This window comes from Plantactinospora sp. B6F1 (assembly GCF_040120695.1).
In the GTDB taxonomy this organism is placed as follows: Bacteria; Actinomycetota; Actinomycetes; order Mycobacteriales; family Micromonosporaceae; genus Plantactinospora.
In genome coordinates this window covers 123,392-144,346 of sequence record NZ_JBEEAC010000004.1, presented here as the reverse complement: position 1 = coordinate 144,346, position 20,955 = coordinate 123,392, and the positions used below count along the sequence as shown (strand labels likewise).

The 20,955-nt window shown below is 71.8% G+C and carries 20 protein-coding genes; 12 read left to right on the top strand and 8 right to left on the bottom strand.

The window, feature by feature from the left end; translation table 11 throughout:
- Positions 1–201 precede the first annotated feature (201 nt).
- The 6 genes from ABNF97_RS08105 to ABNF97_RS08080 are packed head-to-tail and all read left to right on the top strand — an operon-like array spanning position 202 to position 6,627.
- The gene (locus tag ABNF97_RS08105) at positions 202–1,455 is read left to right on the top strand and encodes a glycosyltransferase family 4 protein (RefSeq protein ID WP_349338125.1); all 1,254 of its coding nucleotides are present in this window, start codon (positions 202–204) and stop codon (positions 1,453–1,455) included.
- Between the two features lie 41 nt (positions 1,456–1,496).
- Positions 1,497–2,420: a hypothetical protein gene (locus ABNF97_RS08100; RefSeq protein ID WP_349338124.1), complete on the top strand. Its 924-nt coding sequence runs from the start codon at positions 1,497–1,499 to the stop codon at positions 2,418–2,420.
- 53 nt (positions 2,421–2,473) lie between these two features.
- Complete coding sequence (locus ABNF97_RS08095) at positions 2,474–3,880, top strand: O-antigen ligase family protein (protein ID WP_349338123.1); 1,407 nt, start codon at positions 2,474–2,476, stop codon at positions 3,878–3,880.
- Between the two features lie 58 nt (positions 3,881–3,938).
- Positions 3,939–4,790, top strand: coding sequence for a glycosyltransferase family 2 protein (locus ABNF97_RS08090; protein ID WP_349338122.1), 852 nt, complete (start codon positions 3,939–3,941; stop codon positions 4,788–4,790).
- Positions 4,787–5,644 carry a glycosyltransferase gene (locus tag ABNF97_RS08085; RefSeq protein ID WP_349338121.1) on the top strand — a complete coding sequence of 286 codons (858 nt, stop codon included), beginning with the start codon at positions 4,787–4,789 and terminating at the stop codon, positions 5,642–5,644. The genes ABNF97_RS08090 and ABNF97_RS08085 overlap by 4 nt, the downstream gene beginning before the upstream one ends.
- A gap of 8 nt (positions 5,645–5,652) precedes the next feature.
- Positions 5,653–6,627, top strand: a complete 975-nt coding sequence (locus ABNF97_RS08080; protein ID WP_349338120.1) for a glycosyltransferase family 2 protein — start codon at positions 5,653–5,655, stop codon at positions 6,625–6,627.
- Between the two features lie 51 nt (positions 6,628–6,678).
- Here the strand turns inward: ABNF97_RS08080 and ABNF97_RS08075 are convergent, their stop codons facing one another.
- Both ABNF97_RS08075 and ABNF97_RS08070 read right to left on the bottom strand, forming a co-directional pair.
- A complete protein-coding gene (locus ABNF97_RS08075; protein ID WP_349338119.1) occupies positions 6,679–7,479 on the bottom strand; it encodes an alpha/beta hydrolase in 801 nt (266 codons plus the stop codon).
- A gap of 82 nt (positions 7,480–7,561) precedes the next feature.
- Complete coding sequence (locus ABNF97_RS08070; protein ID WP_130462228.1) at positions 7,562–7,888, bottom strand: Rv1322 family protein; 327 nt, start codon at positions 7,886–7,888, stop codon at positions 7,562–7,564.
- A gap of 122 nt (positions 7,889–8,010) precedes the next feature.
- Here ABNF97_RS08070 and ABNF97_RS08065 point away from each other — a divergent pair, with 122 nt between their 5' ends.
- The 4 genes from ABNF97_RS08065 to ABNF97_RS08050 all read left to right on the top strand — a co-directional run bounded on the left by ABNF97_RS08065 (position 8,011) and on the right by ABNF97_RS08050 (position 13,211).
- Positions 8,011–9,189, top strand: a complete 1,179-nt coding sequence (locus ABNF97_RS08065) for an Ig-like domain-containing protein (RefSeq protein WP_349338118.1) — start codon at positions 8,011–8,013, stop codon at positions 9,187–9,189.
- A 447-nt stretch (positions 9,190–9,636) separates the two neighbouring features.
- Positions 9,637–10,743, top strand: coding sequence for an Ig-like domain-containing protein (locus tag ABNF97_RS08060; protein WP_349338117.1), 1,107 nt, complete (start codon positions 9,637–9,639; stop codon positions 10,741–10,743).
- Between the two features lie 40 nt (positions 10,744–10,783).
- Positions 10,784–11,899: an FG-GAP-like repeat-containing protein gene (locus ABNF97_RS08055; protein WP_349338116.1), complete on the top strand. Its 1,116-nt coding sequence runs from the start codon at positions 10,784–10,786 to the stop codon at positions 11,897–11,899.
- Between the two features lie 217 nt (positions 11,900–12,116).
- Positions 12,117–13,211, top strand: a complete 1,095-nt coding sequence (locus ABNF97_RS08050) for an FG-GAP-like repeat-containing protein (RefSeq protein WP_349338115.1) — start codon at positions 12,117–12,119, stop codon at positions 13,209–13,211.
- Between the two features lie 36 nt (positions 13,212–13,247).
- Here the strand turns inward: ABNF97_RS08050 and ABNF97_RS08045 are convergent, their stop codons facing one another.
- Together ABNF97_RS08045 and ABNF97_RS08040 are read right to left on the bottom strand one after the other, a co-directional pair.
- Complete coding sequence (locus tag ABNF97_RS08045) at positions 13,248–14,939, bottom strand: 3-hydroxyacyl-CoA dehydrogenase family protein (RefSeq protein WP_349338114.1); 1,692 nt, start codon at positions 14,937–14,939, stop codon at positions 13,248–13,250.
- A 142-nt stretch (positions 14,940–15,081) separates the two neighbouring features.
- Positions 15,082–15,597, bottom strand: coding sequence for an FHA domain-containing protein (locus ABNF97_RS08040; protein WP_165436668.1), 516 nt, complete (start codon positions 15,595–15,597; stop codon positions 15,082–15,084).
- A gap of 212 nt (positions 15,598–15,809) precedes the next feature.
- Between ABNF97_RS08040 and ABNF97_RS08035 the strand changes: the two genes are divergently transcribed.
- Together ABNF97_RS08035 and ABNF97_RS08030 are read left to right on the top strand one after the other, a co-directional pair.
- Positions 15,810–17,306 carry an aldehyde dehydrogenase family protein gene (locus ABNF97_RS08035; protein ID WP_349338113.1) on the top strand — a complete coding sequence of 499 codons (1,497 nt, stop codon included), beginning with the start codon at positions 15,810–15,812 and terminating at the stop codon, positions 17,304–17,306.
- A gap of 79 nt (positions 17,307–17,385) precedes the next feature.
- Positions 17,386–18,045: a methyltransferase domain-containing protein gene (locus ABNF97_RS08030; RefSeq protein WP_130462220.1), complete on the top strand. Its 660-nt coding sequence runs from the start codon at positions 17,386–17,388 to the stop codon at positions 18,043–18,045.
- A 39-nt stretch (positions 18,046–18,084) separates the two neighbouring features.
- On the opposite strand, the gene ABNF97_RS08025 is transcribed toward ABNF97_RS08030, so the two are convergent.
- The 4 genes from ABNF97_RS08025 to nucS all read right to left on the bottom strand — a co-directional run bounded on the left by ABNF97_RS08025 (position 18,085) and on the right by nucS (position 20,937).
- Entirely contained in the window at positions 18,085–18,927 is an 843-nt protein-coding gene (locus ABNF97_RS08025) for a MauE/DoxX family redox-associated membrane protein (protein ID WP_349338112.1), read from the bottom strand.
- A 78-nt stretch (positions 18,928–19,005) separates the two neighbouring features.
- Complete coding sequence (locus ABNF97_RS08020; protein WP_349338111.1) at positions 19,006–19,608, bottom strand: cell wall protein; 603 nt, start codon at positions 19,606–19,608, stop codon at positions 19,006–19,008.
- Between the two features lie 12 nt (positions 19,609–19,620).
- Positions 19,621–20,031: an RlpA-like double-psi beta-barrel domain-containing protein gene (locus ABNF97_RS08015; protein WP_130462217.1), complete on the bottom strand. Its 411-nt coding sequence runs from the start codon at positions 20,029–20,031 to the stop codon at positions 19,621–19,623.
- 246 nt (positions 20,032–20,277) lie between these two features.
- Positions 20,278–20,937, bottom strand: coding sequence for an endonuclease NucS (gene nucS, locus ABNF97_RS08010; RefSeq protein WP_349338110.1), 660 nt, complete (start codon positions 20,935–20,937; stop codon positions 20,278–20,280).
- Positions 20,938–20,955 lie beyond the last annotated feature (18 nt).

Here is a 20,955-nt window from a genome sequence, read left to right as displayed (position 1 = left end):
GTCGTGACCTTGTAAGTAACTCGACACATCCGCCAATCCACGGTCCTTGCCCGGACCGGGCCGGTAGAGCAATGTCTTGGTAGGCACCGGGCGGGTGGCGGGACAGTCCGGGAGCAGGCTCATTTCGGGTCGCGGTGAATTCGCATACACCGCGACCTTCCATCGAAAACGTCGTCCGAGCTGCGCGGATGGGAGTTAGAGATGGCTGATCAACGCCCCCACGTGGTCATCGTGGTGGTAAATCTGCCAGCCGAGCGGGACCGTCGGGTGATCCGGGAGTGCCAGGCGCTGGAGGCGGCCGGCTACCGGGCGTCGGTGATCTGCCCACGGGGACCGCGACGGCTCACGGTGCTACCCGGCACCACCGCCACCAGGATCCACTCGTTCCCCCAACCACTGGCGGGCAAGGGAGTGCTCTCCTTCGCCGCCGAGTTCGCCTGGGCGCTGATCGCCGTCGCCACCCGGCTGCTCGGACTGATGCTGCGGACCCGGGTCGACGCCGTCCAGGCGTGCAACCCGCCGGACGTCTTCTGGCTGGTCGGGCTGCTGATGCGGGCCCTCGGGCGCCCCTTCGTCTTCGACCACCACGACCTGAGCCCGGAACTCTACGAGTGCAAGGCGGGCCAACCCCGGCCGAGCGTGCTGTGGATGCTCCGACTCTTCGAACGGCTCTCCTGGCGTACCGCCACCGCCGTGGTCGCCACCAACGAGTCGTTCCGGGAACTGGCGCTGCGCCGGGGCGGCTGCCCGCCGGAGAAGGTGGTGGTGGTGCGCAACGGGCCGGCGCTGGCGGAGGTGCGACACGGCGACGGCCCGACGACCGACGATCACCGGCAGAAGGTCGTCTACGTCGGCGTGATCAACCCGCAGGACAACGTCGAGGCCACCGTGCTGGCCGCCGAGCGGCTGGCCGGGCTGCGCGGCACCGACGACTGGGAACTGGTGGTCGCCGGGGACGGCGAGAGCATGCCGGAGCTGCGCCGGCTGGCCACCGAGCGCGGAGTGGACGACATCGTGCGGTTCACCGGCTGGCTGGAGGCCGACGAGGTCGACGCGCTGCTCTGCTCCGCCTCGGTCGCCATCCAGCCGGACCGGCCGAGCCGGATGGCGCAGATGTACACGATGGCCAAGACGGTGGAGTACGTCGCCCGGGGCGTACCGGTGGTCGCGGTCGACATGTTGGAGACCCGACGTACCGCCGAGGCGGCCGCGAGCTACGTGGAGACCGGCAGCCCGGACGAATTCGCCAAGGCCATCGACCAGCTGCTCAGCGACGAACGCGCCCGAGCCGCGATGAGTGCCACCGGAAGACAGCGGTTCGTCGATGAACTCGCCTGGGACCACCAGGTGAAGTCGTACATCCGACTGTGGGATCGATTGCTCCGCGGGTCACCCAGCGACTACAACGAGGTTTCACACGGTAACGGGGCCGATGCCGCGCGTCTGCCGATCTGACCACCCGCACGCACTTCCGCGCCTTTCGAAAGGGCCGCCCGATGGACCTTCTCGACCTGCTGAAGCTCATGTTTCGGCGGTGGTACGTCTCGGCTCCGATCGTCGTCGTGACGCTCGGCGCGGCACTCGCGTTCGGACTGGCGATCCAGCCCGAGTACAAGACCGAGGTCGCGATCCTGCTCGTGCCACCGACCACCGCGACGGCGGCACCGGCCCCGGACGCGACACCCCGGCCGGGCAACCCGTGGCTGCGCATCGGTGAGAACGCGATGGCCCAGGCCGTGCAGATCTCCACCTCGGCGCACGACGCCCGGACCAGGATCGCGGCCGCCGGTGGCGACCCCGACTACGAGGTCGGACTGGTGAACCGCAGCTCGATCCTGACCGTGGCGGTGACGGCGGCGAGCCACGACAGCGCACGGAAGACCGTCGAGGCGGTGACCCGGCTGATCCACGACGAGGTCGCCGGGCAGCAGGCGCCGTACCAGCCCAACCCGGGCGAGCAGATCACCACCGAGGTGCTGGATCCCGGGCTGAACATCGTGCAGTCCCGCTCCAACGTGCTGCGGGCACAGGTCGTGATCACCGCGATCGGCCTCCTGCTGGCCGCCGTCGGTGCCGTGGTCTGCGACGCGGTGGCCCGGCGCCGGGCGAGCGCCCGGCTCGGCCAGCGCCGGGATGCGCGTACCCCGGTGGCCGGGAACGCCGGCCAGGCGGTCGTCAGCCCGCCGCGACCGGCGCCGGTCTCGCCGGCTCCGGTGACCCGGGCCGCGCCGCTCGCCCCCGGTCCCGGCCGCGAGCCGACCCAGTCCCTCTCCCGGCGCGCCGCGCCCGACCCCGACGACCGGACCCCGGCGCATCCGGTCGACGACCGCCGCCCCAGCTCACCGGCCGCGCCCGGCGGCGAGGAGACGGTCCTGCTCACCGCCCCTGCCCGGCACGTCGTGAACGATCCGAACCGATGATCCGCGGGAAGCCCACGAGCGCCGGCTGACGGCGCACGGACGAGACGAGCGACGTGCCGACCTACCTATCCGCGCGGCGGTCCGACACCGTGTACGACGGCATCACCCCCGCCGTACACCACTTCCCGGACGCCACCACAGCGGTGATCGCGTCGGTCATGCTCGCCTACCTGCTTCCCTTCCGGCTGGTCTTCCCGCCGCTGAGCGACCTGGGCAAGCCGGGACTGATGGTCGGGTTCGGCCTGCTGGTCTGGTGGGCGCTGAGCCGGCTGCACCCCAGCCTGGTCACCCGGGGCCGGCAGCCGATGCGCTGGGCGATCGCGATCTACCTGGTCACCCTCTTCCTCTCCTACGTCGCCGGGCAGGGCCGCGGGATGCCGGTGCTGGAGGCGAACGGCGCCGAGCGGACCCTGCTGATGGCGCTCGCCGGGGCCGGGATCCTGCTCGCAGTCGCCGACGGGGTGCTGACCCGGGATCGCGTCGACAAGGTGCTGCGCTGGTTCTGCTGGGGCGCCACCTTCATGGCGCTCGTCGCGCTGGTGCAGTTCGTGACCCGGATCGACCTGACCACGTACCTGAAGCTGCCGCCGCTGCTCACCTTCCACAAGGAGGTGGTCGGGTTCCGCGATCGGGGCGGCGACGGGCTGGTCCGGGTCGCCGGCACCGCCGGGCACTACATCGAGTTCAGCGTGCTGATGGTGATCGGCCTGGTGGTGGCGATCCACTTCGCCCGGTTCTCGTCGACCCGGCGGGACCGGCAGATCTACGGCGCGCTGGCGATGCTCCAGGCCGCCGTCATCCCGATCTCGCTCTCCCGCACCGGCGTACTCGCCCTCGGCGCCGCGATCCTGCTCTTCGTCCTGGTCTGGCCGCTGCGTACCACCTTCAACGTGCTGGTGGTCGGCGCCTTCCTGACCGCCCTGATCCAGGTCGCCCGGCCCGGCCTGCTGGCCGCGATCAAGTCCCTGCTGCTCGCCGGGGAGAGCGATCCCAGCGTGCAGGCCCGGGTGGAGGACTACGACTACGTGACCCCGTTCATCCAGGAACGGCCCTGGCTGGGACGGGGGGTCGGCACCTTCCTGCCGGAGCTCTACCAACTGCTGGACAACCAGTGGCTGACCACCCTGGTGCAGGGCGGCATCATCGGGGTGGTCGGGCTCGCCGTCTTCTTCCTCTCCGGAGTGGTGGTCGCCGGCCGGGTACGCCGGTTCGCCCGTACCGAACGGGACCGCGACCTGGCCGCGGTGCTGGCGGTGGCGATCGGGGTGGCCGGCGTGTCCGGGTTCACCTTTGACTCGATGTACTTCACGACGTTCTTCATCACGGTGCACGTACTGCTCGGCCTGACCGGGGCGATGTGGCGGCTGACCAGGGCGGAACGCACCAACCGGATCGAGTCGGGCCGTCCGGGCCGGCAGCCCGACGGGGCCGGACCGGTGCCGGCGACGACGCAGGCATGACGGAGCGGGGCGTGAGCCGCGGCCAGCTCCGGGAACCCGAGCGGAGGCAGGCGATCGGATGACCGGCGACGGTGGGATCGACATCCTCATGATCACGTACGACCGGCCGGAGTACGTCCGGCTGTCGCTGCCGCACCTGCTCGACACCTGCCCGGCGGACGCCCGGGTGTGGCTCTGGCATAACGGCACCGACCGGCCGACCCTGGAGGCGGTCGAGGAACTCCGGCACCACCCCCGGGTGCACCGCTTCCGGTGCAGCCCGGTCAACGCCGGGCTGACCGAGCCCACCAACTGGCTCTGGGCCGGGGCGACCGGCTCGTACCTGAGCAAGGTGGACGACGACTGCCTGCCCGATCCCGACTGGCTGACCATCCTGCGCAAAGCGCACCGGGACGTGCCGGGGTTCGGCGTGATCGGCACCTGGCGCTTCCCACCGGAGGACGTCGACGAGACGCTGGTGGCGGCGAAGCTGGCCGATTATCCGAACGGGCACCGACTGTTCCGCAACCACTGGGTGCAGGGCAGCGGCTATCTGATGAAGCGCGAGACGCTCGACCAGGTCGGCCCGCTGGCCGGCGGCGAGACCTTCACCGCCTGGTGCCTGCGGGCCGCCCGGCTCGGCTGGCTGAACGGCTGGTACCACCCGTTCCTGCCCGAGGACCACATGGACGATCCGCGCAGCCCACACACCATCTACCGCACCGACGCCGACTTTCTGGCCCGCCGGCCGCTGTCGGCCCGGCGTACCGGGGTGACGACGGTGGCCGAGTGGACGCAGCAGATGCGCCACTCGGCCCGGGTGGTCCAGGCCGCCCCGCTCGACCTGCGGGAATACCAGGGCTGGCGGCTGCGCCGACGCAACGCCACCCGGAGGATCCGCCTCGCGCTGACCGGGCGGGCGCCGTGGTGACCACGGTGGTCGTGGCCGCACACGACGAGGCGGCGGTGCTCGGCCGGAACCTACGGACCCTGCTCGCCGACGCCGAGCCGGGCGAGTTCGAGGTGGTCGTGGTGGCGAACGGCTGCACCGACGCCACGGCGGCGGTGGCCCGCTCGGTGCCCGGGGTCGTGGTGCGGGAGCTGCCCGAGCCGGGCAAGCCGGCCGCGCTGAACGCCGGGGACGAGGCGGTGCACGGCTTCCCCCGGATCTACCTCGACGCCGACATCGCACTCGACACCGCCGGGGCCCGCGCGTTGGCCGCGGCGGTCGCCGTACCGGGGACCCTGGCCGCCGCGCCGCGCCGCCGGCTGGACACCGTCGGGCGGCCCCTGCTGGTACGCACCTACTACGCGATCAACGGACGGCATCCGGCGTACCGGAACGCGCTCTTCGGCCGGGGTGCGATCGCGCTGTCGGCGGCCGGCCGGGCCCGGTTCGACCGCTTTCCCGACGTGGTCGCGGACGACCTCTTCCTGGACGGACAGTTCACCGAGGCGGAGAAGCGGGAGGTCGCCGGGGTGGCGACCGTGGTGGCCACCCCGCGGCGCACCGCCGACCTGCTGCGCCGGCTCGGCCGGGTCCGGGCCGGCAACGCCAGCCTGCGCGCCGCCGACGGCCGGGTACGCCGGGCCCGCCGTACCTCCTGGCTGGTCGACGTGGTGCTGCCCCGGCCGTGGCTGCTGCCGGCCGGTCTCTGCTACGTCGGGTTGACCGTGCTGGCCGCGGTGGCGGCCCGGCGCCCGGCGGTCCGGAACGGGTGGGGGCGCGACGAGTCCAGCCGGAGCCCTTCGGCGGCCGGCGGCGTCACCGGAGCGGCACCGTGACGCCGGCGGTGAGCGTCGTCGTGGTCTCCTACCAGACCCGCGAGTTGATCCTGACCGCGCTCGCCACGCTGCGCACCGCCTGCCCGGATGAGCCGTACGAGGTGCTCGTGGTCGACAACGCCTCGACGGACGGGTCGGCGGCGGCGGTCGCGGCGGCCTTCCCGGAGGCCCGGGTGGTCCGGCTGGCCCGCAACGTCGGCTTCGGCCGGGCGGTCAACGTCGGCGCGTCCCGGGCCCGGGGCGACTGGCTGCTGCTGCTGAACCCGGACACCGAACCGGTCGGCAACCTCATCGGGGAGCTGCTGGCGTTCACCCGGGCCCGGCCCGGACACGGCATCTACGTAGGCCGCACCCTCGGGGCGGACGGCAGCGACGACGGCCACTCGGTCTTCGGCCCGCCCTCGCTCTGGACGCTGACCTGCTTCGCCACCGGACTGTCGAAGCTGCTCCCCCGGTCCCGGCTCTTCAACCGGGAGGCGCTGCCCTGGCTGGACCGCTCCGCGCCGGTCCGGGTGCCGGCCGCCTCCGGCTGCCTGCTGCTGGTCCGGCGGTCCCTCTTCGACCAGTTGGGCGGCTTCACCCCGGACTACTTCATGTACTGCGAGGATCTCGACCTATGCCTGCGGGCGGCCGAGATCGGCGCCCGCCCGGTGCTGGTACCGGCGGCCCGGGTGCTGCACGTCGGCGGGGCCGCCTCGACCAGCGCGGGCAAGCGGGTGATGCTGCTGCGCGGCCAGGTCACCTTCCAGCGGCTGCGCTGGTCGCCCACCCGGGCGGCGCTGGGCCGGACGCTGCTGCGGATCGGCATCGCCGCCCGGGCGACCGCGGCCCGGCTGACCGGTCGGGCCGGCTACTGGCGCGAGGTGTGGCGGCAGCGCCGGACCTGGCTGACCGGTTGGCCATCGGCGGCCGGCCTGCCCCCGGTCGAGGTCACCGAACCGGTACCACCCGCGCCGCGCGGCACTCCCGACACCGACGGCTGAGCCCGCTCGGACACGGCTCGATCCGCCCAGGCAGCAACGCGGAGAGCCCGCTCAGCCCCACTGCGCGTCCGGCGTCGGCAGGTCGGCGAAGGCCGCCACCGTCCGGTCGGCGTACGCGCTGGCGTCACCGGTCTCCATCGGCCCGTCCCACCGCGACGGCAGCGGTACCGGCACCGCCGGGTTCACCCGCCGGACCACCTCGTCGAGGACGGTCTCGGCGTCGCCGACCCAGAGGTGCTTGGCTCCCGGCACGCCGATCACCTCGGCCTGGGGCACGACCGCGAAGCGTCGACGGGCCTCCTCCGGGCGCAGGTAGTCGTCGAACTCCGGGACCAGCGCGGTCAGCGGCTTGCCGGCCCTCGCCCACTGCGCCAGGTCGGCGTCGGTGCTGCTGCGCAGCGGCGGAGAAAGCAGGATCGCACCGGCGATCACCGGGTCGCAGCCGTGCCGCAGGGTCAGGTCGGTCCCGAACGACCAGCCCAGCAACCAGATCTCCGGCAGGTCGGCGAACTCGGCGTACTCGATCGCGGCCGCGACGTCGTACCGCTCGGCGTCACCGCCGTCGAAGGTCCCCTCACTGGTGCCGCGTACGCTGCTGGTGCCCCGGGTGTTGAAACGCAGTACCGCGAGGTCGGCCAGGGCCGGCAGCCGCCAGGCGGCCTTACGGAACACGTGACTGTCCATCATCCCGCCGTGCGTGGGGAGCGGGTGCAGGCAGACCAGGGTGGCGACCGGCTCGCGGTCGGCGGGGAGGGCCAGCTCGCCGACCAGCCGCAGGCCGTCGGCGGTGTGCAGCTCGATCTCCTCCCGGCGGGCGGGCAGGATGCTTGCGGCGCGGATGGCTGTACTCACAGGGATCAGTCTTACCCGCTCCGGCGGTACCGGGCACCGAACCCGGGACAGCGTGACGAAGATCCCTCGGATCGGGCGCCGGTCACCCGTACCGGGGGGCGCTGCGCGAGCGTTCCACACCCGGGCCGCGCCGGTCCCGGGCGCGCCAGCAGCCGGTGTGCCAGTGCCGCCGGTCGGTGAGGTCGCCCTGCCCGTCGGCCGGCCAGGCCACCAGGTGGGCCACCCCGGGTCGGATCTCCTGGACGCAGCCGGGACAGCGGTACGTCTTGGTCGCCGCGCTGCCAGGGATGTTGCGTACCTGCCACTCGCCGTCCCGCCAGGTCTGCACCGAGCCGACCCCGCGCTCCAGCCGGGTGCGGTCCAGCGGCGGGGTCTCCGCTGGCCGTGGGCGGTTCCGACGCGGGCTCACGTCTTCCAGGGTACGCAGCCTGCCGTCGAACCGATCAAGGCGACCGAGGGCGCGGCCGATCGCACCCATCTGACAGGAAGTAACTGTCAGATCACGGTCGGCAATCGTAATGGCTTCGCAAAATGGGGTTAACCTTCCTGAACATCCTCTCGGCGGTCAATCCGGAACTTCGGCACGAGGAGGGCGTCATGTGGGGCAGGCGCATCGGCACGTCGATCGTGTTGGCAACGGTGGCCGTGGCCGGCGGCACCGCACCGGCCGCCCGGGCGGCCGCGCCAGGTGAGCCGATCCTGGCGGACTTCAACAACGACGGCGTCCAGGACCGGGCGGTCCTGGGAGCCATCCATCCCAACCTCTGCTCGCTGGTCATCCAGCACGGCTCCGCACCCGGGGTCTACCTGCCGCCGATCGCGCACACCTACGAACGGCCCGGCGGCCCCATCGGCACCGACTGCCCGGACATCGGCACCGCCTTCGACGCCGACGACGACCAGTTCAAGGAGCTCTGGCTCGCCTGGAGCGTCGCCGTGCCGCCCGGTCTCAGCTACAACCGGCTCGTCATCGACCACAACTTCCGGTCGATCACCACGTACACCTCGCCGCAGGCCACCCCGCGCCATCTCGGCACCGCCGACTTCGGCGGCGACGGCGTCGCCTCGCCCTGGAGCATCGGCCCGGGCGGCTACTACACCAGCCAGGTGATCGACGGCGTCGTCAGCCCCGGCCTCGCGAACTGGTGCTCGACGGACACGCCGACGGCCCAGCACGCCGACCTGAACCTGGACCAGCGGATGGACAGCATCGTGGCGTACACCGACGCCTGCGCGGACGGCAGCAGCGGCGTGGTGGTACTGCTGGCCACCGGCGAGGTCCAACAACTCCAGCTCGACCCCACCGGTGCACAGAGCTGGCGGACGCAGGTCAGCGAGATGAGCGGAGACCGCCTCGCCGACATCAGAACCCAGAACCTGAGCACCGGGACGGTCGAGTACTACTTCGGCAGCGAAACCGGCACCCTGGTCAGGGGCCCCGACGCGAACACCGACCGCGTCGGGTTGACCAGCGTGAAGCCGCTGGCGATCGACGTACTGGCCAACGACTACGCGGCCCTGCAGACCCGGGTCGTGGTCACGGTCCCGCCGAGGTACGGCACCACGCAGGTGCTGACCGACCGGCGGGTCCTCTACCGGCCGCACCCGCAGCACGGGCGTACCGACCGGTTCACCTATCAGCTCCAGCGGCATGACCGGAGCAGCACCGCGGTGGTCACCGTCATCTTCCCGCCGGACGAGCCCCGCTGAGCCGCTTTCACCGTCGACCCCGCCCGACCGGACCGGTCGGGTCAGCCCGGTGCGCTGCGTGGCCCGGACGTCAGCGCCCGGCCCGTCCGCGACGACATGCCGCAAGCCCGCTGTCAGATCACGGTCAGCATCGGTCAATACCACCAGAATCGGTCTAGCGTCCCAAATGTGGGTTGGTCCGAAGGACCCGCTAAAGCACTACATAGGGGGAGCACTATGTGGAGCAGACGCCCAGGTGCGGTGATCGCCGTGCTCGCGGTCGGCGACCCGGGCGTTGCGGAGGCCACTCCCGACCGCCCAGCCGCCGTGGTGAACCCCGGTCGCCGCCACCGGGCGGGCGAGCCGGACGGACACGCCCCGGCCAGCGTCCACTGCCGCATCCCAAACCGCGCCGGCGCGCATACTTCGAGGTAGCTGGGAGGCGCCATGTGGCGCAGACGTACCGCCATGTCGTTGGTAATCGGGATCATGATCGCGATCGGCGGCGTCGCCGGATCGGCCCCGGCGCCGGTCTGGGCCGCCGGCCGCGGCGACCAGGTTCTCGGCGACGTCAACGGGGACGGCTTCACCGACCGGGTCACCCTGGGCCTGGTGCGGCCCGACCTCTGCTCGGTGATCGTGGAGTACGGCACCGCCTCCGGCGAGTACCGGCTGCCGGTGGCCTTCGTCTACCTCCGGCCCGGCGGCACCGGCATGGGCACCCGCTGTCCCGAGCTGGGCGTCGCCGTCGACCTGGACGCGGACCGGACCGAGGAACTGGTGGTGGCCTGGTATCCGGGCCCGCCACCGACCGTGCCGTACAACCTGATGGTGCTGGACACCTCGTTCCAGCCGTCGTTCGGGCTCGTCTCGGCGATCTTCGCGCCGTACTACCTCGGCACCGCCGACTTCAATGGGGACGGGCGGGAGGACGTGTACTCGGTCACCGACCAGGGCCAGGGCATCGAGACGTACCTGAACCTGGGCAACGGAACACTGACCCAGGGACCGGCGGGCTGGTGCGCGCGTCCGTTCGATTACGAGCTGACGGACTTCGACCTCGACGGTGCGACCGACATGGTCAACAGCTACACCGAGCGCTGCATGTCGCCGACGCCGATCAGCGGGGTCGCGGTGGTGCTCGACGACGGCACGCCCCAGGAGCTCCAGCGCGACCCGATCGGCGTGGAGACCTGGATCACCCGGGTGGTCGACGCCAACGGCGACCAGATACCGGACATCCGCACCGAGTCCCGGCTCACCGGTGCGGTCGAACACTTCATCGGTATCGCGGGCGGCCGGTTCGTCCGGGCGCCGAAGGCGAACACCGACTCCGTCACGCTCACCGGCACGAAGGCCGTGACGATCTACGTGCTCGACAACGACCAGGCGACCAGCCAGGTGCGGGTCACCATCACGAATCCGCCCCGGTACGGCACCGCCCGGGTGATCAGCGGTGGCCGGATCATCTACACACCTCGGGCGAACCACGGCGTGACCGACCGGTTCACGTACCAGCTCACCGAGGACGACCGACGGAGCAGCGCGGTGGTGTACCTGCGGTTCACCGGATAGCTCGGCTCCCGACGGGTCCGCGAACCTGAGGAGGGCCGCCATGAGGAGCAGGCGGATCGCCACTGCCACCACGCTGGTAACCGCCGCGACAGCCGTCTGGGCGGGTGCGGGATCACCGGACGCCACTGCGGGCGGCCCGGGAGAGGCCATCGTCGCCGACGTGAACGGGGACGGCCGGCCGGACCGGGTGGTGCTCGGTCTCGCCGTCGGGCCCACCGGGACCCGCTGCCACCTGGCGGTCAGCCTGGGGCTGCCCGGAGGTGACTTCGGCACGCCGCAGACGTACGTGTTCCTGACCCTGCCGGCGGACGAGCCGAACTGTCCGGACATGGAGGTAGGGCTCGACCTCGACGCCGACCCGGCGGCCGAGCTCGCGCTGACCTGGTCCGCCGGCCCGCCGACGACGGTCGACAGCACGCTGCTGGCGCTCGACAACTACCGGATAAGCCACGGGTTCGACACCATCTTCCAGCCCAGCTTCATCGGCACCGCCGACTTCGACGGGGACGGGCGGCAGGACATCTACGAGTGGACCGACCAGGGCGAGGGCTTCGCCACCTACCTCGCCACCGGTCTCGGGACCCTGGTGCCGGGACCGGTCCGGCACTGTTCCGGTCCGCTCACCCACCGGCTCGCCGACTTCGACCACGACGACGCGATGGACGTGGTGATCGCGTACATCGAGGGTTGCGCCGACTATTTCAGCGGCGTGGTGGTGGTCCGGGACGACGGCAGCCAACTCCACCTGCACACCGACGTGGAGGGCTTCGCGAGCTGGACGGTGGAGACCGGCGACGCCAACAGCGACGGCCTGGTCGACGTGATCACACACAACGAGCTGACCGACGAGACGACCACCTTCATCGGTCTCGGCAACGGCGACTTCGTCAGATCGCCCGTCGCGATCCGGGACTACCCGACGGTTCCCGGACACAAGGCGACCGGCATCCGGGTGGTCGCCAACGACTACGCCAGCAACCGGGCCAAGGTCAGTATCTGGACGCCGCCCCGGTACGGCACGGTGAAGGTCACCACCGACGGGACCGTCATCTACACCCCGAACCCGGTACACGGCCGGAGTGACAGGTTCGTCTACCGGCTCAGCGAGGACGGCAGGACCAGCAACGCCACGGTCAGCCTCAAGATCATCGACTGAGCCGCCGGAACACCCTCCGAAGCGGGGCGCCGAATCAAACCGCGAGGTGGATCGCCACGCCACGCCCGAAGTGGAGCCCTGGCTACCTCGAATCGACCCTTTCAAACGGAATGTCGGGTTGCTGTCAGCACATGAATGATAACGATGAGTGCAACTAGTCTCCACATGGGAACCAGTCCGCCTCCTCGGCGGCTGGCCAGCCGCCGAGGAGGCGCTCATGTGGGGTCGGCGCACCGCCATCGTCGCCGTCGTGGCGGCCACCACCGTCATCGGCCTGGCCGTTGGACCGGCCCGGGCCGGCTGGCAGGACGAACCGGTCATCGCGGACGTGAACGGCGACGGCCGCCCGGACCGCAACATCCTCGGCGTGGTGACCGGCACGTCGAGTTGCGCGGTCCGGGTCGAACTCGGCCTCGCCGCCGGCGGCTACGGGCCGGCACACTCCTATCCGTTCCTGCCGTCGGCGGAGTACTGCCCGGACATGGGGGTGGGGCTCAACCTCGACGGCGACGCCGCGGACGAACTCGCGGTCACCTGGTTCGCCGGCCCACCGCCGTCGGTCAGCGGCACCCTGCTGGTGCTGGACAACTTCGCGGTCTCGGCCGGTTTCGACACCATCGACCAGCCCAGCTACATCGGCACGGCCGACTTCAACGGCGACGGCCGACAGGACGTCTACGAATGGACCGACCAGGGCGAGGGCTTCACCACCTACCTCAACACCGGCACCGGAAGGCTGGTCCCCGGCCCGGTCCGGTACTGCTCCGGCCGGCCGCAGTTCCACCTCGCCGACTTCGACGCCGACGGGGCGATGGACGTGACGATCGCCTACGCCGAGGGGTGCGGTGCCTACTTCACCGGTGTCGTGGTGGTGCTCGACAACGGCACGGTGGTGAACCTGCACGGCGACGCCGACGGTGACGACCTCTGGACGGTGGCGGTGGCGGACGTGAACGGCGACGGCACCCTCGACGTGGTCACCACCAGCGACATGACCGGGGTGCAGAGCGCCTTCATCGGCACCGGCACCGGCACCTTCGTCCCGGCCCCGACGGCGATCCGGGACAATCCACGGGTCAGCGCGGCACGGGCGACCGGGATCGAGGTACTCGCCAACGACTTCGTCACCGGCCGCACCCGGCTCACCATCGTCACTCCGCCGGCACACGGGACCGTGCAGGTCACCACCGCCCGGACGGTCATCTACCGGCCGTACCCGCAGCAGCGGGCCACCTCCGACCGGTTCGTCTACCGGCTCACGGACCTCGGCCGGACCAGCAACGCCGCGGTCAGCCTCCGGTTCATCCGCTGACCAGCCGCCGCGATCATCCGCTGACCGGCCCGCGGCTCAGCCGGTGACGCCTCGGCCGGCGGCCTCCTCGCGGAACCGCCGGCCGGCGGTGACCAACTGCTCCAGCAGGGGCGCCGGGGCGAGCCCCGGTTCCCGGGATTCCCGGTACAGCGACCGCTGGACCCGCAGGGCCAGCTCCGGGCCGATCGTGTCGAGCATCTCGAACGGCCCAGACGGATAGCCGCAACCGAGCGTCATCGCGTGATCGATGTCGTCCACCGTCGCGTACGACGCCTCCAGCATCCGCACCGCGTCGTTCAGGTACGGGAAGAGCAGCGCCCGCACCACGAAGCCGGCCCGGTCCCCGCAGACCACCCCGGTCCGGCCCAGCGCGGCGCAGACCGCCCGGGCGGTGGCGACCGCCTCCGGCGAGGAGCGGACGGTCCGCACGATCTCCACCACCGCCCCGGCCCGGGTCGGGGCGGGCAGGTGCAGCCCGACCACCTGGGCCGGGCGCCGGGCGGCCATCGCGATGTCGATCACCGGCAGCGTTCCGGTGGTGGTGGCGAGCAGGGTCTCCGGCTTGCATACCTCGGCCAGCTCGGCGAAGAGGTCCCGCTTGACCGACAGCTCCTCGGCCACCGCCTCCACCACCAGGTCGACGTCGGCCAGCCCGGCCAGCCCGCCGGTCTGCCCGGGGTCCCGGGACACCACCACCACGTCGTAGCCGGCCTCGCCGAAGAGATCGCCGAGCCCGGTGACGGCGTCACCCGTACCGACCACGCCGACGCTGCGCACCGGTCGGGCGCCGTCCAGCGGCGCTGCCGCCGAGGTCTGCCCGTCGGGCACCACGATGGCCGAACCGGGCCGCTCGTACCGGTAGAAACCCTGGCCGGACTTGCGGCCGAGCTGTCCCGCCGTGACCATCTGGCGCAGCAGCGGCACCGGGGCGTGCCGGCGGTCCCGGCCGCCCCGCCGGTACATGGTGTCCAGGATCTCGTACGCCGTGTCCAGCCCGATCAGGTCGAGCAGCGCCAGCGGCCCCATCGGCAGCCCGCAGCCGAGTCGCATCGCGTCGTCGATCTCCTCGCGGCCGGCGTACCGCGACTCGACCATCGCGACCGCCTGGTTGAGGTAGCCGAAGAGCAGGGCGTTGGCGATGAACCCGGCCCGGTCGCCGATGGTCACGCCGACCTTGCCCAGCCGGGCGCAGAGCGCCTGCACCGCCTCGACCACCCCGGTCGAGGTGGTCACGGTCCGGACCACCTCGACCAGCTTCATCACCGGCGCGGGGTTGAAGAAGTGCATCCCGACCACCCGGTCCGGCCGGCCGGAGGCGGCGGCGATCTCGGTGACGCTCAGCGAGGAGGTGTTGCTGGCCAGGATCGCGGCCGGCCGGCAGATCCGGTCCAGGTCGGCGAAGAGTCGCCGCTTGAGGTCGAGCCGCTCGGGCACCGCCTCGACCACCAGGTCCACCTCGGCCAGCGCGGGCAGGCCGACGGCGAAGGTGATCCGGCCGCGCAGCGCGTCCCGGTCGGCGGCGCTCAGCCGCCCCCGCTGCACCGCCCGGTCGGTGGAGTGGACGAGGGTGTCCCGGCCGCGTTCGAGGGCCTCGGCGGTGATCTCGACGGCGATCACCCGGAGACCGCCGCGGGCGAAGACCTCCGCGATTCCGGCGCCCATCGTGCCGAGCCCGACGACCCCGACGGTACGAATGGTGCTGTCGGCACCCGTTGTCTCGCCTGCCACCCCTGGCCTCCGCTCCGTCCCGGGCGGCCGGCGCGGCGGCCGCCAGGTCATCTCCGGCGAGTCTGCCACGGGCCACCCGGTCGCCTCGGACCGGTGCCGCCCTCGCTACCTCGGGCGTCGCGCCTGCCGGCAGGAGGCGAGGTCAGTGGAAGGCGAGGTACGCCCAGGCCATTCCGCTGGCGAGGGCGACACAGCCACCGATCACCAACAGCGCCCGCCGGGACCGCCGGGCGGGCGTACCGATCAACTGGGTCGGCGCGGCGAGCACACCGGCCGGCGCCGCCGGGTCCGCGGGCGGCGGCGCCAGGTGCCGGCGGTACGTCCCTAACCGGTCCGTGGCGGCGGCGCCCGGGTCGAAGAACCGCAGCTCCAGGTTGCCGAGCCGGATCCGGTCGCCGTCCCGCAGCTCGGCGTGCCCGCGGAGCCGTTCGCCGTTGAGCCAGGTCCCGTTCGTGGAACCGGTGTCGGTCAGCAGCACCCGGCCGACGGTGAGTTCGACGGTGGCGTGCCAGCGGCTGACCTTGGGATCGTCCAGCAGCACGTCGGCGCCGTCCTCCCGACCGATCCGGCGCACTCCGGGACGCAGCCGGAAGCTGGCGCCCCGCAGTGGCCCACTGCTCACGGTCAGTATCGGCAACAGATCAAGTTGGTCGGACATGGATTTCTCCATCCGGCTTCGCCCCCCACCGACGCGGCAACGTCGGCCCCCGGACCAGCTTCCCACCCACCCCGGCCCGGTTCCACGTCCTGGCGGTCCGAACCGCGCTGGCCAGGGAGCGGATCAGGGCTCGCCGATTCGGCCGAGAGGAGATCGGACCCCGGCGATCCGTATACCTACCCGTGGGTAATCCTCGGGTCTAGACTTCCGCCATGACGACCGTGAACGCTCCCGGCGTGCCCGGAATCGCAGACGGCGAACTGGTCTCCACCAACCCGGCCACCGGGGAGCCGGCGGGGCGGTTCCCGGTCGCCGACGCCGAGGGCGTGGGCCGGGCCGTCGCGCGGGCCCGGGAGGCCGGGCAGTGGTGGGCCGGGCTCGGCTTCGCCGGCCGGCGGGGCCGGTTGCTGCACTGGCGGGCGCTGCTGGCAAACCGGATCACCGAACTCGCCGAACTGTCGCACCGGGAGACCGGCAAGCCGGTCGCCGACGCCGTGGTCGAGGCGGTCAGCGCAGTCGACCACCTCGACTGGGCGGCCCGGAACGCCAAGCGGGTGCTCGGGCCCCGCCGGATGCGCTCCCGACTGGTGGTCGCCGAGTTCTCCGCCCGGCTGGAATACCGACCGTACGGCGTGGTCGGGGTGATCGCGCCGTGGAACTATCCGGTGCTGACCCCGCTGGGCGCCTTCGGCTACGCGCTCGCCGCCGGCAACGCGGTGGTGCTCAAGCCCAGCGAGTACACCCCGGCCGTCGGGCAGTGGCTGGTCGACACCTTCGCCGAGGTCGTCCCCGAGCAGCCGGTGCTACAGGCGGTACACGGCCTCGGTGACGTGGGCGCCGCGCTCTGCCGATCCGGCGTGGACAAGATCGCGTTCACCGGCTCCACCCGTACCGGCAAACTGGTGATGGCGGCCTGCGCCGAGACGCTCACCCCGCTGGTCGTCGAGGCGGGCGGCAAGGACGCCGTGATCGTCGACGACGACGCCGACCTGGACGCCGCCGCCGAGGCCTGCGTCTGGGGCGCCCTCACCAACGCCGGCCAGACCTGCATCGGCATCGAACGCGCCTACGTGACCGCACCCGTCTACGAGGCCTTCGTCGACCGGGTGGTGGCGAAGGCCGGCCGGCTCACCGTCGGTCCCGACGGCACCGACCTCGGCCCGATCACCATGCCCGGCCAGATCGCCACGATCCGCCGGCACATCGAGGACGCCATCGACCGGGGCGGCCGGGCCGTGCTCGGCGGGCCGGAGGCGGTGCAACCGCCGTACGTGCACCCGACGATCCTGGTCGACGTACCCGAGGACGCCGACGCGGTCCGCGAGGAGACCTTCGGGCCGACCCTCACCATCAGCAGGGTGACCGACGCCGAGGAGGCGTTGCGCCGCGCCAACGCCGTCCGGTACGGCCTCGGCGGCGCCGTCTTCGGCCGGCGCCGTGCCGCCGAGATCGCCGACCGGATGCACTCCGGGATGACGGCGATCAACTCCACTTTGTCCTTCGTCGGGATGCCGACACTCCCGTTCGGCGGAATCGGCGATTCCGGGTTCGGCCGGATCCACGGCGCCGACGGGCTGCGCGAGTTCGCCCGCAGCAAGGCGGTGACCAAACGGCGGGGACCCTCGCTGCTGCCGGCGATGACCTTCGAGAGGACTCCCGCCCAGGTGCAGCGCATCGTCAAGGCCGCGAAAATTATGTACGGACGGTGACTTCAATCTAACCGATCGTAGGGACAAAAGGGCGACTAAGACATCCCTGGCCGTCTCCCGCGTCGGTACCGTTCGCCCAATGGGGCTGCACGCGTTGCGATTCCGCCTGGTCGACAGCGATACCTCCTGGGGCGCCCGGCGTCGGGCGCGCCGGGCCGGATGGCTCGCGGAGACCTTCCCGGACCTGGCCCAGATGTCCGTCGTCGACCTCGGCGGACGGGTGGGCACCTGGGCACAGGCGCGGGTCCGCCCGAAACACGTACACGTGATCAACCTTGAGGAGTCCCCGGCCGACGTACCGGACTGGGCGGAGGTGGACCGGGCCGACGCCTGCGCACTGCCCCGGCACATCGCCAACCGCCGCTACGACCTGGTCTTCTCCAACTCGGTGCTGGAGCACGTCGGCGGGCACGAGCGCCGGCTGCGGTTCGCCGAGACGGTGCACGCGCTCGCCGACGCGCACTGGGTGCAGACCCCCTACCGGTACTTCCCGATCGAGCCGCACTGGATCGCCCCGGGAATGCAGTTCACCCCGATCCGGCTGCGGATCGCGCTGGCCCGCCGCTGGCCGCTGGCGCACACCCGGCCGGACTGCCGGGAGACGGCGATCCAGCAGGTGCTCTGGACCGAGCTGGTGGACCGCTCCCAGATGCGGCACTACTTCCCGCACTCCCGGATCCGGGCCGAACGGCTGGCCGGGCTGATCAAGTCGTTGATCGCGGTCCGTACCGGCGGGTGACCCGCGAGCCGGCCGTGGCCGCCGCCTTGCGGGCTCGGCTCAGCTCGCGTACGCCGGGTCGGCCAGGCTGACCAGGGTTGCTCCGGTCGAGTCGTCCACCAGGGCGACCCGGACCCGGTCCGGTGCCACCTCGACGGCCGGCACGGCGAAAACCGCCGTCGCCGACCGGCCCTGGTAGCGGGCCGAGTAGCAGACCATCCGCCAGGAATCCTCCAGCCAGTGGTCCCGTACGTCGGAGGTGAGCAGCGCGGCGACCTGCCGGTACGCGGCACTGAGCTGGAGTTGCTGCACGCTTGCCAGCAGCGGCACCCCGGAACCGCCGCGCAGCGGATGGGTGAGCCGGGCCCGGAGCCGGCGCAGCGGCAACAGCCAGTACGCGTCGAACTCCGGCGACAGCGCGACGATCAGCGCCGCCTCGGCCAGCAGCAGCCCGGCCGACGCGGCCGGGGCCCCGGTCAGCGCCGGCAGCCAGTACGTGCCGCCGGCCGCCACGCCGAAGAGGCCGGCCAGCACCAGCACGCCGGCCCGGGCGATGCTACGCCCGGTGACCGGGGTGGCCTTGGCGCTCAGGCAGCCGCACGATGCACCGGGGGCGACGCGGCGGGCGTACCCGAGATAGCCGACGAAGCCGGCGGCCAGCGCGGCGGCCGCCACCGGCTCGGCGATCGGGGCCGGCGGCAGCACCAACAGGACGCCGAGCAGCAGTTCGGTCCCGCCGAGCACCCGGTACGCCGGCACCGCCCGGTCGGCGCCGAGCAGCGTGCCGAGCGCCGAGGTGCGCGCCTGCTCCGCCGCCCGCCGGTCGACCAGCTTGATCCGGGCCGACCAGATCAGCACGACGCCGACCAGCAGGGACTGGAGCGCCGCCATGGACTGAAGCATGATGCCCTCCTCTCGTGCTTGTAAGGAAGGGCCCCCGCTCGTTCGTTTTCTGTTGTAGCGGGGGCCCTTCCCCCCATCTCAGTTGGCGGCGTAGACGGTGGCGATGCTGATCTCGTTGGTGTCGGGGTGCCAGACGCCGATCACCTGGACGTGCCCGCCGACCCGCAGCAGCGAGACGTCGGAGATGGCCGGGGTGCCGTTGTAGACCGCGGCGGTGGTGCCGGGCACGACGTGCCCGATCAGCCGCCTGCCGTGGTGGTCGAGGTGCAGCACGTTGCGGCCGACCGAGACGATGTGCGCGGTCAGGTTGACGATGTTGGCCCAGAGCGAGTCGGCGGCGAGGGTGCCGTCGGGCAGCCGCACGCCTCGGACGTACATGCCGTCGCCCTTCTCCAGCCGGTCGAAGGTGGTCGGCTGGAACTTCCAGATGCTGGTGCCGTTGGTGACCTGGATCCGGTGCAGCGCACCGTCGGAGCCGGCCAGCAGCACCACGCTGCCGGTGATCGAGGTGACCCGCCCCTCGGCGAAGTTCGGGTCGGGTGCGCCGGGTGAGACCTTCACCGGTTCGGCGGCGAGGGCGGCCTCCGGGGCGAGCGAGCCGAGTGCGGTGGCTCCGGCGATGCCGGCGCCGCCGAGTACGGCCGTGCTGAGCAGTCGCCGACGGTCCATCGTGGTCGTCATCGTGGCTCCTCCCTACACCGTGTCGACAGAGCAGGGCCGGAGCCCGGTGGACAGGCTGGCGATCGCGCTGTACGCCGCCGGGGTCAGATCGATGATCCGGTTGGTTCCGCAGGCCGAGCCGCAGCAGGCGCGCTCGCCGCAGAACAGGTCGGTCTGCGGCCCGCAGTCGGCGATCGAGGTGCCGACCCGGGCCCCGTTGCAGAGGTTGGTGGTGTAGTGCACGAACCCGCAGGTCCGACGCGAGAGGGGGGTGCCGCAGACGTCGGGTCGGGTGATCGCGAGGCAGGCGGCCGAGGCGTTCGGCCAGGCGTGTTGGAAGTTGCCGGAGGTGCAGGTGCCGCAGGCGCCCCGGCCGGTCGACGCGCACGGGCCCCAGGCGCTGCCGCAACAGAACCAGGACACCTCTCCGGTCACAGCTGCCATGATCGGTCCTCCCTTCGGGGGTTAAGGGAAACGACATTGATCAATATTGACGACAATTATTGCGGCGAAAATCCACGCAGTCAATCGATGGTTCTGAAAGTTTTCTTCAGGAGGTGACCGGAGCACCAGGCCGACCCCCACCGGCCTGATTGAACCTTTTTCAACCTCCCCTTGCGGTCCGACGGACTGCAAGGTCGGACGCGGTGCATGAGCGCCGCGCGGTTCAGGTTGAAAAAGGTTCATTGGTCAGAAGAGCGTCAGCTCGTCCCGTTCGATGCCGCGCAGCCGGTCGTAGTTGACCACCACGCACCGGATCCCCCGGTCGGTGGCGAGCACCCGGGCCTGCGGCTTGATCTCCTGGGCGACGAACATCCCGCTGACCGGTGCGAGCAGCGGGTCGCGGTTGAGCAGCTCCAGGTAGCGGGTGAGCTGTTCCACCCCGTCGATCTCGCCGCGCCGCTTCACCTCGACCGCGACGGCCGCCCCGGCCCCGTCCCGGCAGAGCAGGTCGACCGGGCCGATCGCGGTCATGTACTCCCGGCGGACGAGCGTGAACCCCTCGCCCAGCTCGGTCGGGCTGGCGGCCAGCAGCTCCTGGAGGTGCGCCTCCACGCCGTCCTTGCGCAGTCCCGGGTCGACACCCAGCTCGTACGAGGTGTCCTGGAAGATCTCCTCCAGGGTGATCCGCAGCTCCTCGCCGGCCTTGTTGACCACCCGCCACACCCCGGGTGCCTCCTCCAGCCGGCACGGCGGACTCATCCAGTTCAGCGGCTTGTAGGCCCGGTCGTCGGCGTGGATCGAGACCGACCCGTCCGCCTTCACCATCAGCAGCCGGGTCGCCGGCGGCAGGTGTGCCGAGAGTCGTCCGACGTAGTCCACGGAGCACCGCGCAATCACCAACCGCACCCGACGAGGGTAGCCGAG

Bases quoted from the DNA above. Each gene is read 5' to 3' on its own strand.
- ABNF97_RS08030 (WP_130462220.1), top strand. From the start codon at position 17,386: ATGGGGCTGCACGCGTTGCGATTCCGCCTGGTCGACAGCGATACCTCC.
- ABNF97_RS08050 (WP_349338115.1), top strand. From the start codon at position 12,117: ATGTGGGGTCGGCGCACCGCCATCGTCGCCGTCGTGGCGGCCACCACC.
- ABNF97_RS08060 (WP_349338117.1), top strand. From the start codon at position 9,637: ATGTCGTTGGTAATCGGGATCATGATCGCGATCGGCGGCGTCGCCGGA.
- ABNF97_RS08065 (WP_349338118.1), top strand. From the start codon at position 8,011: ATGGGGTTAACCTTCCTGAACATCCTCTCGGCGGTCAATCCGGAACTT.
- ABNF97_RS08025 (WP_349338112.1), bottom strand. From the start codon at position 18,927: ATGCTTCAGTCCATGGCGGCGCTCCAGTCCCTGCTGGTCGGCGTCGTG.
- ABNF97_RS08100 (WP_349338124.1), top strand. From the start codon at position 1,497: ATGGACCTTCTCGACCTGCTGAAGCTCATGTTTCGGCGGTGGTACGTC.
- ABNF97_RS08020 (WP_349338111.1), bottom strand. From the start codon at position 19,608: ATGACGACCACGATGGACCGTCGGCGACTGCTCAGCACGGCCGTACTC.
- ABNF97_RS08035 (WP_349338113.1), top strand. From the start codon at position 15,810: ATGACGACCGTGAACGCTCCCGGCGTGCCCGGAATCGCAGACGGCGAA.
- ABNF97_RS08090 (WP_349338122.1), top strand. From the start codon at position 3,939: ATGACCGGCGACGGTGGGATCGACATCCTCATGATCACGTACGACCGG.
- ABNF97_RS08105 (WP_349338125.1), top strand. From the start codon at position 202: ATGGCTGATCAACGCCCCCACGTGGTCATCGTGGTGGTAAATCTGCCA.
- ABNF97_RS08040 (WP_165436668.1), bottom strand. From the start codon at position 15,597: ATGTCCGACCAACTTGATCTGTTGCCGATACTGACCGTGAGCAGTGGG.
- ABNF97_RS08055 (WP_349338116.1), top strand. From the start codon at position 10,784: ATGAGGAGCAGGCGGATCGCCACTGCCACCACGCTGGTAACCGCCGCG.
- ABNF97_RS08015 (WP_130462217.1), bottom strand. From the start codon at position 20,031: ATGGCAGCTGTGACCGGAGAGGTGTCCTGGTTCTGTTGCGGCAGCGCC.